The organism is Variovorax sp. P1_H2 (assembly GCF_056405295.1).
Genome location: NZ_JBFUCJ010000053.1, coordinates 1 through 16933, shown reverse-complemented (window position 1 = coordinate 16933; position 16933 = coordinate 1). Strand labels below are relative to the sequence as shown.

At 69.7% G+C, this 16933-nt stretch carries 11 protein-coding genes and 1 pseudogene; 2 read left to right on the top strand and 10 right to left on the bottom strand.

Going from position 1 to position 16933, the window contains the following annotated elements:
• Positions 1-53: 53 nt before the first annotated feature.
• The 9 genes from AC1D2E_RS18740 to AC1D2E_RS18700 all read right to left on the bottom strand — a co-directional run bounded on the left by AC1D2E_RS18740 (position 54) and on the right by AC1D2E_RS18700 (position 15406).
• Positions 54-6002, bottom strand: coding sequence for a CHAT domain-containing protein (locus tag AC1D2E_RS18740; RefSeq protein WP_478198782.1), 5949 nt, complete (start codon positions 6000-6002; stop codon positions 54-56).
• A gap of 9 nt (positions 6003-6011) precedes the next feature.
• Complete coding sequence (locus tag AC1D2E_RS18735) at positions 6012-6854, bottom strand: caspase family protein (RefSeq protein ID WP_478198781.1); 843 nt, start codon at positions 6852-6854, stop codon at positions 6012-6014.
• Positions 6855-6960: 106 nt separating this feature from the next.
• The gene (locus tag AC1D2E_RS18730; protein WP_478198780.1) at positions 6961-7374 is read right to left on the bottom strand and encodes an acyl-CoA thioesterase; all 414 of its coding nucleotides are present in this window, start codon (positions 7372-7374) and stop codon (positions 6961-6963) included.
• Between the two features lie 32 nt (positions 7375-7406).
• On the bottom strand, positions 7407-8708 hold the full coding sequence (locus AC1D2E_RS18725) for a TRAP transporter large permease (RefSeq protein WP_478198779.1): 1302 nt from the start codon (positions 8706-8708) through the stop codon (positions 7407-7409).
• Positions 8709-8787: 79 nt separating this feature from the next.
• Entirely contained in the window at positions 8788-9291 is a 504-nt protein-coding gene (locus AC1D2E_RS18720) for a TRAP transporter small permease (RefSeq protein WP_478198778.1), read from the bottom strand.
• 148 nt (positions 9292-9439) lie between these two features.
• Complete coding sequence (locus tag AC1D2E_RS18715) at positions 9440-10468, bottom strand: TRAP transporter substrate-binding protein (protein WP_478198777.1); 1029 nt, start codon at positions 10466-10468, stop codon at positions 9440-9442.
• 103 nt (positions 10469-10571) lie between these two features.
• The gene (locus tag AC1D2E_RS18710; RefSeq protein ID WP_478198776.1) at positions 10572-11564 is read right to left on the bottom strand and encodes a Bug family tripartite tricarboxylate transporter substrate binding protein; all 993 of its coding nucleotides are present in this window, start codon (positions 11562-11564) and stop codon (positions 10572-10574) included.
• A 61-nt stretch (positions 11565-11625) separates the two neighbouring features.
• A complete protein-coding gene (locus AC1D2E_RS18705; RefSeq protein ID WP_478198775.1) occupies positions 11626-13245 on the bottom strand; it encodes an indolepyruvate oxidoreductase subunit beta family protein in 1620 nt (539 codons plus the stop codon).
• 7 nt (positions 13246-13252) lie between these two features.
• Positions 13253-15406: a thiamine pyrophosphate-dependent enzyme gene (locus AC1D2E_RS18700; RefSeq protein ID WP_478198774.1), complete on the bottom strand. Its 2154-nt coding sequence runs from the start codon at positions 15404-15406 to the stop codon at positions 13253-13255.
• A gap of 173 nt (positions 15407-15579) precedes the next feature.
• Between AC1D2E_RS18700 and AC1D2E_RS18695 the strand changes: the two genes are divergently transcribed.
• Positions 15580-16491 carry a LysR substrate-binding domain-containing protein gene (locus tag AC1D2E_RS18695; protein WP_478174930.1) on the top strand — a complete coding sequence of 304 codons (912 nt, stop codon included), beginning with the start codon at positions 15580-15582 and terminating at the stop codon, positions 16489-16491.
• A gap of 83 nt (positions 16492-16574) precedes the next feature.
• A pseudogene (locus tag AC1D2E_RS18690) lies at positions 16575-16745 on the top strand (ABC transporter ATP-binding protein); the annotation flags it as partial.
• A gap of 1 nt (position 16746) precedes the next feature.
• Here AC1D2E_RS18690 and AC1D2E_RS18685 read toward each other — a convergent pair.
• A partial coding sequence (locus AC1D2E_RS18685) for a hypothetical protein (RefSeq protein ID WP_478198804.1) occupies positions 16747-16933 on the bottom strand: 187 nt, incomplete at its 5' end.

The window sequence follows — 16933 nt, the reverse complement described above, 5'->3', positions numbered from 1 at the left end:
CGGCCCCCTCGGGGGGCAGCGACCACACGAAGTGAGGGAGCGTGGGGACCCTCTCACCCCGGCAATGCCGCTTTCGGCCGGTCGCCGCGCCCGTCGCGCCCCGGCCGCAACTGGATGACCAGCGCGACCAGGCCATCGGCCATGCGCTGGTAGGCAGCGCCGCTGCCCATCAGGAAACGGGCGTCGAGGAGGGTCGACAGCATCTCCAGGTGCTCGACCGTCCTGTCGACATGCCGCACCTTCGGGCCCAGGTTCTCCAGCGCCGCGCGATAGGCCTGGAGCACGTCGTTCAGCGCCGCCTCGCCGGCGGCGCCCGGTGCCGCGAGGCTGCCGTCGCGCAGCCGTTCGACCAGCACCGCCTCCGGGCTCATGACCACGTCCCAGGGATCGCCGCCGGCAGCATAGAGGCGCGACACGGCCTGGCCGCATTGCCGGGCCAGGGCCACGCCGGCCGACATCTCGTCGGCCTCGTCCCAGCCGTCGAGCGCGACCCGCAGCGCCAGGCCGTGCAAGGCGTAGTAGGGCCTGAAGCCGTCGTCCCCCGGCACCCCCTCCGCCCGCGAATAGGCCTGCAGGCCGGCGGCGGCCGCCTCGGCCATCGCATCCCGCCAAGTGGCCCGCTGGGTCGCGCTGGCGTCGAGGCGGAGCAGCCGCTGCGCGAAGACCACGGCCCGGCGCTTGTGGGCGCTGGCCAGCAAGGCGAAGCGGTCGGCGTTGAGGATCGCCGCCGGGCCGGAATGGAGGAGGCCCGCGTTGGACACCAGCTTGTCCAGCGACAGCAGCCGTTCGATGCCGTTTTCGATCAGCGACAGGCCCTCGGGGCCGGGCCGCGGGTTGCGCGCCTTGCCGCCTTGCTGATCGGCGCGGATGCGGTTGACGTCCTGCTCGGCGCGCGCGGCACCGAGTTCGATCTCGACCGCCGCCAGCTGCTCGATGTCGCGGATCGGCACCCGGCCCTGCTGGTCGACCGACTGGATCGCCGACAGCAGCGCCTGGTGTGCCTGCTCGATGCAGCCGAGATCACGCCAGGTGGCGCCGAGCGCCGACTGCAGCGCCGGCAGCCGCAGCCAGGCCGGCGGGCAGCGCTTGTCGCACGCCACCTCGATGGCCCTGATACGCGCCTGCCGGTCGCTCTCGAGCTGGCGGTCGGGCCGGCGCGAGGCCTCCACCCGTGCGCGGGCCAGCTCGTCGAGCATCTCGTCGAGCGAGACGAAGGTGCTGTTGCCCTTCGACGCGCCGGCAACGCCGTCGGCATCGGTCTCGGCCAGCCAGAGCGGGTCGCCATAGGCCTGGAAGGCACCCCAGGTCACGTTGTCGGGCCGGGCGGCCCAGAGCGCCTGCCGCGCTTCGAAGACCGCATTGCCGAAGGGCCGCCGGTCCTGCAGCAGCGCCTGGTAGAAGACCTCGCCGAACTGCTGCGCCAGCTTGTCGTCGACCGCCCAGCCGGCCACCACCACGCAGCGCACGCCGATGTCCATCAGCTCGCGCGCCACGCTGGAGGCCAGCTTGTTGCCGTCGCGCACCGTGGGTCCGGCCGGCGCGCCGGCGTCGATCTGCCCGAGGTGGCAGCAGTTGAGGAACACCAGCTCCGGCACCGATTCCATCGCCGCGATCTCGGCCGCGGTGATCAGCAGGCCGCCCGAGAGCACCACGCCGCTGCGCCGAAGGCCATCGGCGTGCAGCTGGTCGAAGACCCCGTGGGCCGACACGTGCAGGATCCGGTAGGGCTTGCGGTAGAGCTTGGCCAGCACGTCGGAGGCCAGGTTGTGGTCCCCGATCGCGCGGCTCACGTCGTAGCCCATGTTGGCGAAGAGCGCGGCGATCGCGGTCGCCTCGACCTCGGCGCCGGCGAGCGCGTCCGGGTCCTTGTGCTCGGGATTGGCCGGGTCGGGAAAGGCGGCGCCGAAGCCCTGCACCGAGGGATTGCCGACCACGTAGGCGTTGCGGGCCAGGCTCTGCCGCACGTCGCGGCGGAAGGAGGTGGAGGAGAGCTGCCGCACCACCGGCGTGCACAGCGCCAGCGGCAGCAGCGGGCCGTCGCCCTGCGCCTCGGGCGTGAACAGCGGGTCGGTCAGCATCAGCTCCCAGGGCAGATTGGCGGTGGCACCGTCGACCACCAGCACGATCCGCTGCAACTGCCGCGCGGCGTCCTTGAAGTCCGGCGGCACGATCAGCTGGAACAGCATGCGGCCGAAATCGGAGTTCCAGGTCGTCTGGCTGATCTGCTGGCGCACCAGGGTCTCGATCAGGCTCGGCTGGCGCTGCTGGACCACGGCCTCGGCGCGCGCGCGCTGGCCGACATACAGGAAGCGCAGCCGGTTGGCGAGCCGGGTCGCGCCCTCGGGCCGCGCGCCGCCGGGCGGGTCGTCGGCGTCGGTCACGATCAGCCGCGGCCAGTAGCTGGCACCGCGGGTATCGAACAGGCGCTGGCGCAGGCCGATGCCCTGCATCAGCTCGCCGCTGCAGGCGAGCATCTGATCCTTGGCGGCCGCCATGTCGGCCAGCCGCGGCGTCAGCTGCCGCAGCTCGTAGACCGCGGTGATCGCGGTGTCGAGGTAGAGCTCGACGATGTCGAGCTGCGACACGCGTACCGAGAGTCCGGTGGTGCGCTTGAACTTCTCGTTGGCCTCGACCACGCCGCGCACCAGCGCCTCGACCGAGGCCGCGATCGTGAGATTGGCCGACGAGTTGTAGCCCAGCAGCAGCGTGGCCAGCGGAACCTCGCGGTTCTCGCGGCCCATCACGTCGACCACCTGCAGCAGGTAGCGCAGCACGCCGGCGCGCACCGCGAGCATCAGCGAATCCTGGCTCAGGCTGCCCTCGTAGCGGCCGAGGCCGGTGACGACCGCGCCGGTCAGCACCCCGCGCCGGCGGTCGATCGCGCTGGGTGCGCGCAGCACCACGGCCGCCGTGCCCAGCGGACCGGCGTAGAGGTCGAGCGCCTTGCGCTGCGCCAGCTGGCCGTCCATCAGTTCGGTGTCGATCAGGGCCTCGGTGCCGGCCATCGAGTCGTTCTCGTAGTGGCCGACCAGGATCGGGCAGGCCAGGAAGCGCAGGTCCATCGCCTTCATGCGCACCTCGAGCCCGAGGCGGCCGCGCGGCGCCATGCGGCTGCCCGGGGTGCCGCCCATCACCGTCGCCGCCAGGTTGATGTCGTCGATCGCGTTCGGCGGACCCGGGTCGTAGCTGCGCGGCCGCTCGGGGGCTGCCGCGCGGGCCGCGGGCGGATGGCGATCGAGCCGGGCGGTGCTGCCGCTGACCAGCAGTTCGCCCAGGGCGGCGAAGCTGCCGGCGGTCGACAGCAGGTCGCCATGCACCGCCGGCAGGTAGTAGAAGCTGCCGATGTTGCCGATGCGCCCCGAGTCCCAGGTCACGGTGCCGTCGCCGCGCGTGGTCGACACCATGCGCAGGCGCTTGCTGCCGCCGCGCGCTTCCAGGCGCAGGCCGCAGGGCGTGTTGGGCGCGATGCCGAAGACGTAGATGGCCTTCTCCTGGTAGTCGGCGGGCAGGCTCGGCGCGGCCCCGGCCTTGGCGTCTTCGGTCCACAGCCAGCCGGCTGCGGCCAGCGTGCCGGCGTCGGGCTGGCCGCAGCGCTGGTCGCCGAACCAGAGGTCGGTGTTCAGGGCCTTGAGCGCCTTCCAGGTTTCGGCTTCCCAGTACGCATGGGTGTCGCCGCCCTCGGGCTGGCCCTGGAAGGTGTCGACGAAGCCCGGCGCCGGCAGCAATTGCAGCGCGCCGCGGAAGCCGGCCACGATGTCCAGCACGTCCTGCAGGTCGTGGCGCAGGTCGAGCCGGGCCAGCGCACGCAGCGCGTTGCCCTTGCCGAGCAGGTTCTCGACCATCGAATGCGAGCCCTGGTGCGGCGTGCCGGCCATCACGAGCCGGGCGCCGTCGCGCCGCATCAGGGCGTCCATGACATCGCGGCGGCGATGGATGCAGGCCCGCACCACCAGGCCGCCCATGCTGTGCGCGAGCAGGCGCACCGGCTGCGCGGTCTGCTTCAGCAGCAGCTCGAGAAAGGTCCCGAGCCGTTCGCCCAGCACGTCCAGCGGCTGGCGCCAGTCGTAGGGGAAGGGCAGCACCCGGTGGCTGTCCGCGAGCTGCTCGCAGATGTCGCCGTAGGTCTTGCCGAACAGTTCGCCGGCCGTGACCCGCTCGGCGTCGAAGGCGATCTTCCGGAGCCCGCCGGCGGCCAGCGAGACCGGATCGAGCCAGACCCTCTGGCCGTCGGCGTCGAGGCAGGTGCCCATGACGCCCGGCAGCAGCACCACCACCGGCCGGTCGGCGCCGGCGACGCCGCGCGACTTGCCGATGCCGGCCGCATCGAGGCTGGTGAAGCCGGCCGGGAAGGCCCGGAAGGCGTCGAGCGCGTCGGGCTGCTCCTCCACCAGCCAGTCCCGCAGCGCGCTGCGGGTCTCCAGGTTGCTGAAGTAGTTGAAGTGCGAGACATCCGCGGCGCGGTCGAACAGCACCCGTGCCTGGCTCTTCGCGGCCACGCCGGCGAGCATCGCGGCGGTGTCGACCACCAGGTCGTTGTCGGTGTTGTCGAACAGCAGGAAGTCGGTCAGCAGCACGCCCATGCGCATCAGCAGGTTGCCGCCCTGGATGTCGCCCGCGACCAGCGCCATGCGCAGGCCGGGCTGGACCGCGCCGTCGCGCAGCAGGGCCGCCATCGGCGAGTCGGGCAGCATCGCCTCGAGGCCCGGCATCAGGTGCGGATTGGTGCGGTTCTTCGCGATCTCGATCACCACCCGCTTGAAGGCCGAATAAAGCGGATTGCCGAAGAAGTAGGGCACCCGGCCGATCAGCGTCAGCAGGCCCGACAGGAAGACGTCGAAGTTGCCGCTCGCGAGCCGCGTGCCCTGCGCCGGCGCGGCCACCCGGACGTAGCGATCGATCACCAGCGCCTTGTCGCGCAGCAGGGTGAACAGCGCGCGCAGCTGATCGCGGTGCTCGGCGTGCGCGCGGTCGAGTTCCTTGCGCACTTCGGCCTCGCGGCCCTGGGCGTCGCCGACGCCGGGGAAGGCATAGCTGTAGCTGTCGATGTGCTGGTCGATGTCCTGCAGGCACAGCAGATCGCCGACCAGGCCGCCGCGCGAGTGCGTCACCAGGCTGATGCGGGCGCCGCGCGGCAGCGCGGTGGCGAGCTGCAGCGCGTTCTCGATCGGACTCTCCGACAGCGTGCGGTGCTCGAAGCCGTAGATGCCGCCGGGAAAGCGGCTCTCGAGCCGGGCCCAGAGCCCGCGATCGCTGCGCTGCAGGTCGCCGAAGCTGCCCAGCGTGCTGGAGCCGGTGCCGTGGATGAAGACCAGCGCCGGCCGCGGCGTGCCGTCGGCACCGGTCATGCGGGCGGTGTCGTCGGCCTGCCCGCCTTCGAGCGCGCCGCCGCCGTCCTGCCAGCGGTAGAGATGCCCGGCAGGGCGCGCGAGCCGCTCCTCGACGGCCCACATCAGGGCCTTGGTGCCGAGCCAGCTGACGCCCAGGCCGGCGATGTCCGCGGGCTTGCCCTTGCGCTGCATCAGCTCGGCCAGGCGGGCCTGTGCCGCATCGATCAGCGGGTCCCGGCCCACCGCGAGCGAGATCACGCGGCTGACCAGGCCGCCGGCGGCACTGGTGAGGATGCCGCGTTGCATGACCGCGCCCTCGGCGTTCATGCGGTCGAAAAGGATCCGGCCATCGGTGGCCACCAGGTCCGGCCGGTTGCGCAGCAACGCCGCCTGCAGCCCTGCGGGGCTGGTGATCAGGGTGCCGCCGTCGGCCAGCTCCAGCACCAGCACCTGGCCGGCTTCGGCTTCCAGGTCCGCGCTGCCGCCCTCGGGCAGGCCGCGCGCCCCACCGGCGAGGTCGATGCTGGCCTTGGCTTCCAGCAGGCCCGGCGGCAGGAATTCATCGGGCGTGCGGTCGGCGCCGACGCCGCGGCTCGCGGTCGATCGCAGCAAGGAAGGGACCTCGGGCGTGTCGCTCCTGCGTCCGGTGATCTGCAGAACGATCGCTTCGGCCATGGCGCACCCTCAGCTGAAGATCGCGCGTCCCGTGGATTCGCTGCTGCCCTGGATCTGCGGCTTCTGCGGATAGCGCGTGGAAGGCAGGTCGTCCGCCAGCGCCTGGTGCCACTGCGCGTAGGTGGCGCCTGCCGGCAGCGTGCGCAGCGCCTTCAGGGCGTAGAAGGTGAAGGCGCCGTTCGGGCGGTTCTGGAAGTCGGCGTCGTAGCTGAAGTGGCCTTCGCCTTCCTCGCAGCCGGCCAGCAGCACGTCGCCGGCGTCGTCTTCCGGTTCCGTCGCGAAGGCCGAGGAGGCGCTGTGCTTGCCCTTCTTCGGCACCGCTGCGCCCTGCGGCCCCGCGGTGGCCAGGCGCGCCTCGGGCATCCAGGCGCGCATCGGCATGAAGCGCGGCATCCGGCCGGCCTCCTTGTCGCTGTTGTCGGGCGGCGCCCGGTTCACGGTGCCCGAGTGGCAGCTGTCGGAGATCAGCACCAGGTGCACGCCGTCGCGGCGGGTCTTGAAGATGGCATGGATCTCGTCGTCGATCAGCGCGGCGCCGAGGGCCCGGATGTCATGCGGACACAGGGCCTCGTCGAGGCCGTCGGCCTCTTCGCCGTCGGTGTCGTACTGGTAGGTGCCGTGGCCCGAGTAGGTGATCACCACCACGTCGCCGGGGGCGGCCTGGCCGATCACGCGCCGGAAGCCCGCGATCATTCCGGCCTTGGTGGCCTGCTCGTCGAGCAGCTTGCTGACACTGAAGCCGCGTGCCGACAGTTCGGCGGCCCAGTCGTTGGCGTCGTTGACGCAGCCCGCCAGGTCCATGTCGGTCCCGGGGTAGTTGTTGATGCCGATGCACAGGGCGAGCTTGTTCATGCGGAGCCTCCGGTCGTCTCCAGGCATTGGACACGCCGCGGCGGTGCAAATCGTCCGCCAAACGAGGTATGGCGCACGCTAGGGTGCGGGAGGGCCCGAACCGTGCCTACTCGCAGAGCCGCCGGATCTCGGGCGGGATCGGCACCGCACGGATGCCTGCGCCTTCGCGCTTCGCCGCGAAGATGCGTACCTCTTCGCATTCGAGGATCAGGTCCTCGCCGCGCTGGACGCGGTAGGTCTGCACGAAGCTCTTTTCGCGCCATTCGGGGATCGCCACCGCGATCTGCAGCGTGTCGCCGTAGCTTGCGCTCTTGACGAAGCGCGTGTGGGTGTCGACCAGCGGCGTGCCGATGACGCCCAGCGTCCTGGCGGTCTCTTCCCAGCGCGGCACGCCGCGCTCGGCGAAGAAGTGGCGCGAGGCGGCGTCGATCCAGCGGAAGAAGTTGGGAAACCAGACGATGCCGGCAGGATCGCAGTCGCCGAATTCGACGCGGACTGAATAGGTGACTTCAAGGCTCATATCAAGGTATCCAAGGGCTGGGGCGAGCTCAGTCACCCCATTTTCGTTGGGAGCCACAAGGCAATGATCGGGAACGCGATCAGGATCACCAGGCGCAGGATGTCGGTCAGGATGAAGGGCAGAACGCCCTTGAAGATCGTGGTGAAGCTGACATCCTTGACCACGCTCTTGATGACGAAGACGTTCATGCCCACCGGCGGATGGATCAGGCCGAGCTCGACCGTCATCACGATGATCACGCCGAACCATATCGGGTCGAATCCGAGGTGCACGATCACCGGGAAGATGATCGGCACCGTGAGGATGATCATCGCCATCGCGTCCATCAGGCAGCCCAGCACCAGGTACATCAGCATGATCAGCGCCAGCACGCCGTAGCGCCCGATGCCCAGGCTGGTGAGGAACTCGGTGAGCTTCTGCGGGCTCTGCGTGATGGTCAGGAAGTAGCCGAACAGCAGCGCGCCGATCAGCACCGTGAACACCGCCGCCGCGGTGCGGGTGGCCGACAGCAGCGCCTCGCGGATCTTCGGGCCGTCGAGCTTGCGGCGCAGCAGGCCGAGGATGAAGGCGCCGCTGGCGCCGACACCGCCGGCCTCGGTGGGCGTGAAGAAGCCGCCGTAGAGGCCGCCGATCACGAAGACGAAGAGCACCAGCGGCGCCCAGACGTTCTTGAGGTCGGCCACGCGCTCTTTCCAGGGCTTGAGCTCGCCACCCGGCAGCCAGTCGGGCCGCGCCTTGACGATCAGCACGATGGTCAGGACGTACATGGTCATCGCCAGGATGCCCGGCACGATGCCCGCCATGAAGAGCTTGCCGATGTCCTGCTGCGTCAGGATGGCGTAGACCGCGAGCACGGTCGACGGCGGCAGGATGGCGCCCAGCGTGCCGCCGGCCGCGATCACGCCGGTCGAGAAGGATTGCGGGTAGTTGAAGCGCCGCATCTCCGGATAGGCCACGGCCGAGAAGGTGGCGGCCRTCGCGACCGACGAGCCGCAGATGGCCGCGAAGCCGCCGCAGGCCAGCACGGTGGCCACGCCGAGCCCGCCGCGCAGGTGGCCGATCATCGAGTTGGCGGCCTTGAAGAGCTCGCGGCTGACGCCCGACACAGAGACCAGCGCGCCCATCAGCATGAACATCGGGATCACGCCGAAGGTGTAGTCGGTCACGGTGCGCATCGAGGTCTGGCCGACCAGTTTGAGCGCCGGGCCGGGGCCGACGATCCAGGCGTACCCCGTGACGCCGACCAGGCCCATCGCCATGCCGACCGGTACGCGCAGGAGCATCAAGGCGAAAAGAAACACGAATCCCAGTACCGCTATCGCATCAGTGCTCATGTGGCCCCCACGTTCGGCACTGGCGTGTCTTCACTGCCCCCCGAGGGGGCCCTCGCATCTTGGAGCGGTCCTGCAATGCTCATTCATCGGCTTTCATTTCAGGTTTCGTCTCTTCGAGCAGTTCGGGATGGAAGATCAGCCGGTAGGTGCGGATCGCGATCAGCACCACCGCCGACACGTCGCCGAGCCAGGCCACCGCATAGAAAGGCCAGGTCGGGATGTTCATGTCGTAGGTCAGCACGTTGTCGACGTAGGTGCCGCGCACCTTGTCGAACAGCGTGGCGGTCTGCACCGCGACCACGAACAGGAGCACCAGCGTGGCGAAGACGTCGATCCAGCGTTTCGTGCGCGGGCCGGCGGCGGTCCACACCAGGTCGACCGTGATGTGGCCGCCGCGGTAGCTGGTGGCCGCGATGCCCCAGAAGATCAGGATGCCCAGCAGCATCCGGCCGAAATCGTACGAATCGGGAATCGAGGTGTTGAAGAATTTGCGCAGCACCACCGCGAGGAAGATGTTGAGCGCGACGATGCCGACGAACATGGCGGCCAGCCACTCGATCGAGTTGATCATCTTGTTGCTCATTGCGCCCCCCCAGGTTGGCTCACTTCGTGTAGCCGCCCACCCCCTGCCGGGGGCAACACCAGCGGCCCGGCGAAGCCGGTTCCGCGGTGTTCCACCAACAGGCCGGGCTTCGCCGGCCATCGGGCATCGGTTGTCCGATGCTGAAGCATCACAGTGCCGACTTGTTCTTCGCCAAACTGGCCTTCAGGGCGTCCATCACCGCCTTCGGATCCTGGCCCACCTTCTTCACGCCCTCGGCCCATTGCGCCTCGCCGGGTGCGGTGGCCTTGCGCCAGGCGTCGAGCTGCTCGGGCGTCAGCTTGTAGATCTCGTGGCCGGCCTGGCCGGCGATCTTGGCGCGGCCGGCGAACTCGAACTCGGCCCAGGGCGTGGCGACCTTCTCGGCCCATTCGCTGGTGCAGTGGTCGTCGATGACCTTCTTCTGCGTCGCCGACATGCTGTCGTACTTGCTCTGGTTCATGGCCCAGACGAAGGGCGTGACGTAGAGCGGAACATCCATGTGGTAGCTCACCACCTTGTCGATGCCGAACAGCCCGATCGAGCCCCACGGGAAGGTGATGGCGTCGGCCACGCCGCGCTCCAGCATGTCGCGCGACTCGGGCGCCGAGGCCTGCACGTTGGTGCCGCCCAGCGAAGTGACCATCTGTCCGATGGTGCTGGTCGCCGGACGGATCTTCATGCCCTTGATGTCGGTCGGAAGCAGGATCTTCTTGCGCGCATGGAAGGTGCCCGGGTCGTGCACGAAGGCGAAGCAGAACTTCACGTCCTTCATTTCCTTGGCGGCGTAGGGGCGGTACCAGGCGTCGATGGAGGCCGAGCCGCCCTTGCCGTCGGCGAACAGAAAGGGCAGGGACGCGCCCGCCATGATCGGGAAGCGGCCCGGCTGGTAGCCGGGGTTGACGTAGGCGAAGTCGGCGATGCCGTCGCGCGCCATGTCGTAGTGGTCGAAGGCCTTGCCGAGCTGCTCGGAGGGAAACAGCGTCGCCGTGATCGTGCCGTTCGACGCCTTCTTGATGTCGTCGGTCCAGGCCTGCAGCGAGGGGTTCAGCGGATGCTGCGCCGGCACCCAGCTCGACATCTTGAGATTGACCGGCTTGTCCTGCGCGACGGCGGACACGGACGAGAGGGCCAGCAGCGCGGCGAGCGCGGCGAGGGTCTGGATGCGCGATGGCTTCATTGAATGTCTCCTTGCATGATCGATGGCGAGAAGCCGTCGGAACCGGTTATGTTCTATAAGAATCGTCCGGGCCCGGCTATTCGCGTTTACCTTGGGGAGCGGCTCAGTCCGCCTGGATGTTGCGGTCCTTGATGAGCTGGCTGAACACCACGGTCTCCTTGCGCGCCACGGACTTGAAGGCCTCGGCCGTCATCGGCGTCGCTTCGCCGCCGACGTCGCGCAAGCGGTTGCGCACGGCCTCGTTGGTCAGCGCCTTGTTCACCGCGGCGTTGAGCCGCAGCCGCACCTCGGGCGGCGTGGCGGCCGGCGCGAACAGGCCGAACCAGGTGTCGTAGTCCATGTTCTTGTAGCCGCGCTCGGCCAAGGTGGGCACCTCGGGAAACAGCGTTGAACGCTGGCCGCTCGCGACCGCCAGCATCTTCAGCTTGCCGGCGCGCACGTTCGCGAACGAGATACCCGGGTCGAAGAAGAAGTCGATCTGGCTCGCCAGCAGGTCCTGCAGCGCCGGCGCGGCGCCGCGATAGGGCACGTGCACGGCATAGATCCCGGCGCTCTGCTTGAACAGTTCGCCGACCAGGTGCGGCGTGCTGCCGGACCCGGCGGAGCCGAAGGACAGCTTGCCCGGATTGGCCCTGGCGTAGCGAACGAAAGCGTCGACGTCGTTGGCGGCCAGCCCCGGGCGGGTCGTGAGGAAGAGCTGGATGCGGCCGGTGGCGGCCACCGGCACCAGGTCCTTGTCGGGATCGAAGGGCATCTTGCCGAACAGGAAGGGATTGACCGACTCGATGCCCGTGCTGGTCAGCGCCAGCGTGTAGCCGTCGGCCGGGGCCTTGGCCACCGCATCGGCGGCCACGTTGCCGTTGGCGCCGGCACGGCTCTCGACCACCACCGGCTGGCCGAGCGTCTCGGACATCAGCGGCGCGATCGAGCGCGCCATGATGTCGGCCACGCCGCCGGGCGGAAAGCCGACCAGGATCTTCACCGGCTTGCTCGGCCAGGATTGCGCCAGCGCGGCGCCGGATGCCGCGAGCGCCAGGGCAAGGGCGGTGCAGGCGGACAGGGTGCGTCGGCGGAAGCGGGTTTCTCGTTCGTCCATGGGGAGTCTCCTCTTTCTTGATTTCAGGCCCGACGCCGGCAGCGCCGGCGTCCGCGGGCGTTCAGTGGCGATGGCCCGCCGCCGACTGCGGCGGCCGCTTCATCCAGCGGATCGGCTGCGCCTTTACCGGCCGCGGCGGTGCGCCATGGCGCACCAGCGCGGCATCGAGCGCGTTGCCGGCGTCGTCGGCCAGCGCGGCCTCGCGGGCGGCGGCGATCGCCGTGGCGCGCGCGGACGGCGAGCCATCGGCCAGCGGGGCCGTTGCCAGGTGGCCGATCACGTGCAGCAGGTTGTTCTTGCCGCGCTCGTTGGTGCTGCCGTAACCTTTGATGAGGCGGCCGCAGAGCGCGATCTCGTGGCCCAGCCGCCAGTCGCTGCGGGTGCCGGCGACGACGGTGTCGAGCCAGCGATCGATCAGGACCTGTTCTTCGGCGAAGCGGCTGCCGCGCTTGCGCAGCCAGCGCAGCGAAGCCAGCAGGCGCAGCGCCGCCATGCCGGCCACCGAATGGCTGCCGATCTTGAGCGGCATCGCCCAGGGTGTCGCGCGGCGCCGGTCCCAGGCCGTCACGCGGTGGGCCAGCGCGGCCGGCAGCAGCGCCGCGAACTCCGGCGCGCCGGGCTTGAAGTGGTCGTAGACCTTGAGGATGTCGTCCTCGCCGGCCTTCACCTCGCTGCGCACCCGCTGGGCCCGGCTGGCCCGGCTCTTGAGTTCGGCCACCCGCACGATGTCGTCGAAGGCCATCCACAGCGCGAGCCAGCGCGCCATCTCGCGGGTGGTCGCGAAGCCGTGGGCTGCCGCGGGGTCGGCCGCCCGTTCGGCCGCCAGCACCCGGGCCAGCCGTTCCACATAGAGCGTGGCGTAGCCGGCGTCCTGGTAGTCGAGCACGCGGGCATGGCCGAGCGCGAGCAGGTCGTGCACCGGCGTCGGAAACCGGGCGGCCACCGCCGACGGCAACGTCTGCGCAAGCGCGCCCTCGCCACGCGGGGTGTCCAGCAGGCGGCTGACCATCGCGGCCTGCTCGCGCGGCGTGTTCACGGCGTCGAAGGCCGCCGCGAAGCCGCGCAGGCTGGCAGCGGCCATCTTGCCGAGCTTCTCCGGTGCGCGGCTGTCGCCGCCGCGCACCACGCGCTCGTACGCTTCACGCGGAAACGGGAACAGCGCGCTGCCGGCGATCGCGCCGAGCATCACGGCGCTGACCACGGTGCCGGCCTCGCGCGCCGCCGCACCCATGTCGAACACGTGGTGCTCGCGGCTGAAGGCCTTGACCACCTCGAGCAGGCGCCCGGCATCGGCGCGGCCGTCGCCGGGCTGCATGCGTTCGGCGGTGGTCAGCGTGCGGGCCGACGAGCTGATGACGACGGTGCGTTCCGGCGCGCTCATGCCGTTGCCGATCTGGCGGGTGGTCTCGAGCAGTTCGGACGAGACGATGGCGTCGAGCGCGCCCGGCACAGGGCTCAGGCTGAACACCGGCCGCCGACCGCCGAGCTCGGCCAGCGGCACCGGGAAGACCTCGACGTAGTAGGTGGTGGCGCCGGTGCGCTGCGCCACGCCGGGGATCGAGGTGCTCTGCGCGGCGTAGCCGGCGTGGCGCGCGGTGTCGACCAGCCATTCGGTCAGCACCCCGCCGCCTTCGCCGCCGAGGGCGCAGATCAGGAGGGTGATCGGTTGGGTTCGGTTCATGGGGTCGTCATGCGGGTTGGAGGGCGCGCACCACGGCACCGCGCAGCCTGTGCAGAAGTCTTTCGTGCCACTTGGGGTTCTGCACCACCTCGGCCCTGTAGAAGCTCGGGCACAGCGTGGCCGCATGCGCATTGGCGCCGCACAGGCCGCAGCCGACGCAGCCGTCGATCACGACCGCCACCGGGTCGACCTTGAGCGGATCGGGGTTGTCCTTGATCGTCAGCGTGGGGCAGCCCGACAGCCGGATGCAGGCGTGGTCGCCGTTGCAGACGTCCTCGTCGACGCCGTACTTCACGTGCACCACGCGCTCGCCGCGCTGAAGCAGGCTGGCGATCCACGGCTTGATGCGGCGTTGGCGCTCGAGCTGGCATTCGCCCTCGGCGATGATCACCTTGAGGCCGTTGAAGTCGCTCGTGAAGGCGTCGTTGAGCGTCTTGCGCATCTTGTCGACGTCGTAGGTGTGGACCGTGCGCAGCCATTGCACGCCCAGCCCCTTCAGCGTCGCCTCGATGGTCTGGTTCTTGTCGACCAGGCTCTGCTGCTTGTCGACCGCGCGCGCCTTCATCTCGTCGTCGGGCGTCGAGATGATGTCCTGCGTGCCGGTGGCCGAGGTGTAGCCGTTCTTGAAGATCAGAAGCACCGCGTCGTCGCCGTTGAAGAGCGCGCTCTGCACGCCGGTGAGCAGGCCGTTGTGCCAGAAGCCGCCGTCGCCCATGATCGACAACGCGCGCCGCTGCATCATCGGCGACACGCCGGCGCGGCTCGCCAGGCTCATGCCGTAGCCGAGGATCGAATGCCCCATCGAGAAGGGCTCGAAGGTGCCGAAGGCGTGGCAGCCGATGTCGGCCGCGATGTGCACCGGGCCGCTGTCCTGCTGCGCCAGCTTGAGCGCGGCGAACACCGGCCGTTCGGGGCAGCCGATGCAGAAGCTCGGCGGCCGGTTGGGCAGCGGCGCATCGAGCTTCGCCGCCACCGCGGCGCGGCGGTCGTTGTTGCCGGCCAGCCATGACCTGGCCGAGTCGTGCGAATGGTCGGGCAGGTAGCGTTGCGCGAAGCGGCCGAGGCCGGTCGCCAGCACCTCGACGCCGTATTCGCCCGCGGCCGGCAGCATGTCGCAGCCGTGCAGCGGCGTCTGGATGTCGCGCCTGCGCAGCAGCGTCGCGATCTCCTGCTCGATGTACTCGGGTTGCCCTTCTTCCACCACCAGCACCGCGCGTTTGCCGACGCAGAAATCCGCGACTTCCTCGGGCACCAGCGGGTAGGCGACGTTGAGCACGAGCAGCGGAATGTCGGTGGCGCCGAAGGCATCCGCCAGGCCGAGCTGCTGCAGGCTGCGGATCAGCGCGTTGTACAGCCCGCCCTGCACCACGATGCCGAGGTCGGCATGGGTACCCGGGATCAGCTCGTTGAGCTTGTGTTCCGCGATGTAGCGGCGGGCGGCCGGCAGCCGCTCCTCGCCCTTGAGCTTCTCGTGCCGGAAGGTGACCGGCGGGTGCGCGAGCCGCATGTAGTCGAAGCCGGCCGGCTCTTCCATGCGTGCGCGGGTCGAGATCGCCGGCGGCAGGTTGTCCTTGCATTCGAAGCTGCCGCGCACATGGCAGGTGCGGATGCGCAGCTCCATCATGCAGGGCATGTTGGAGGACTCGGACAGGCGGAAGCCGTGCTCGACCATGTTCACCATCACGCCGAGATCGGGCCGCGGGTCGAGCAGGCACATGCTGGACTTCAGCGCGTAGGCATGGGTGCGCTCCTGGATCACCGAGGCGCCTTCGCCGTAGTCTTCGCCGACCACGATCAGCACGCCGCCCTTGACGCCGGGCGACGACAGGTTGGACAGTGCGTCGGCCGCCACGTTGGTGCCGACTATCGATTTCCAGGTGACGGCGCCGCGCAGCGGGTAGTGGATCGACGCGCCCAGCATCGCCGCCGCCGACGCCTCGTTCGAGCAGGCCTCGACGTGGACGCCGAGCTCGTCCATGTAGGGCTTGGCCTGCACCATGACGTCGAGCAGGTGCGAGACCGGCGCGCCCTGGTAGCCGCCGACGTAGGCCACGCCGGACTGCAGCAGCCCCTTGGTGATCGCGAGGATGCCCTCGCCGTGAAAGGTGTCGCCGGCACCGAGGCGAAGCGCCTCGATTTCCTTGCTGAATGAGACTTCCAAGAGAGGGGCTCCTATTTGCCGGATGGTGCGGGGCAAGACGGAACGGCGAATGCCGTTCGTTGACGGATCGTGCTCATGGTGTGTCTCCTTCTCTTTGTGGGTCGGCTGCGAGGCCGGCCGCCAGTGTCGCGGGGAGGCGACCTGCGATCAATAAAATATTCGGACTAAGCAACATGAACGCCATGCATATCGATTCGATCGACCTGAACCTGCTGCGGCTGTTCGACGCCGTCTACCGGGCGCGCAGCGTGAGCCGGGCCGCCGAGTCGCTGGGCCTGACCCAGCCGGCCGCCAGCCATGGGCTGGGCCGGCTGCGGCTGCTGCTCAAGGACGCGCTCTTCGTGCGGGCGCCGGGCGGCGTGGCGCCGACGCCGCGCGCCGACCGGCTGGCGGTGGCGGTGCAGGCGGCGCTCGGCACGCTGGAGGAGGCGCTCAACGAGCCCGACCGCTTCGAGCCCTCGGCCTCGCACAAGACCTTCCGCATCCACATGAGCGACATCGGCGAGGGCCGCTTCCTGCCGGTGCTGATGGCCAGGCTGGGCGAGTTGGCGCCGGGGGTGCGGCTGGAGACGCTGCCCCTGCAGCCTGCCGACATCGCACCGGCGCTCGACAACGGCCGCGTCGACTTCGCCTTCGGCTTCCTGCCGAAGGTGCGCGACACCCAGCGCGCCCTGCTGCTCAAGGACCGCTACATCGTGCTGCTGCGGGAGGGGCATCCGTTCACGCGCCGGCGACGCGGCGGCCGAGCGCTGCTCGATGCGCTGCAGACCCTCGAGTACGTCGCCGTGCGCACCCATGCTGAAACGCTGCGGATCCTGCAACTGCTCAACCTCGAGGACCGGGTCCGGCTGACGACCGAGCATTTCATGGTGCTGCCGGCGATCGTCCGGGCCACCGACCTGGCGGTGGTGATGCCGCGCAACATCGCCCGCGGCTTTGCGGCAGAGGGCGGCTACGCGATCGTCGAGCCGGCCTTTCCGCTGCGCGACTTCAGTGTGTCGCTGCACTGGAGCAAGCGCTTCGAGGCCGATGCGGCGAACCGCTGGCTGCGGCAGGTGATCCGGGAGCTGTTCACGGAGCGGTGAGGGGGCGGGCTCACGCCGACGGTGTGCTCCGCTGCGCGAATGTCCCCCGGCCTGCGGGTCATAGAGGGCGCGTCTGTGCCTCGGGCCGCGTCATCCGCATGCTGGCCGACCGTGGCGACATGGCCATCCTGCTGGTGGAGCAGTACGATGACTTTGCGCAGGGACTGGCCGACGATGACCTGGTCATGGAGCGCCGCGAGCTCATCGCACGCGGCCGGGGCAAGGACATGGAGGCCAACGGTGTTCGGCAGCTTGCTATTTGGGGGTGGGTACGGGAACCGCCGCGGTGGTGGGCGCGTATTCAGGCCAGTGGAGCGCGACTTCCTGATCCGACAAATAGCGGCACTTCTCTTTCGCGGATTCCAGAAAGAGCCGTTGTGCAGTGCCGAGTTTGGGCGATCGGCTGTTGTAGCAATGCTCCGCATCGCACATGATTCCATTC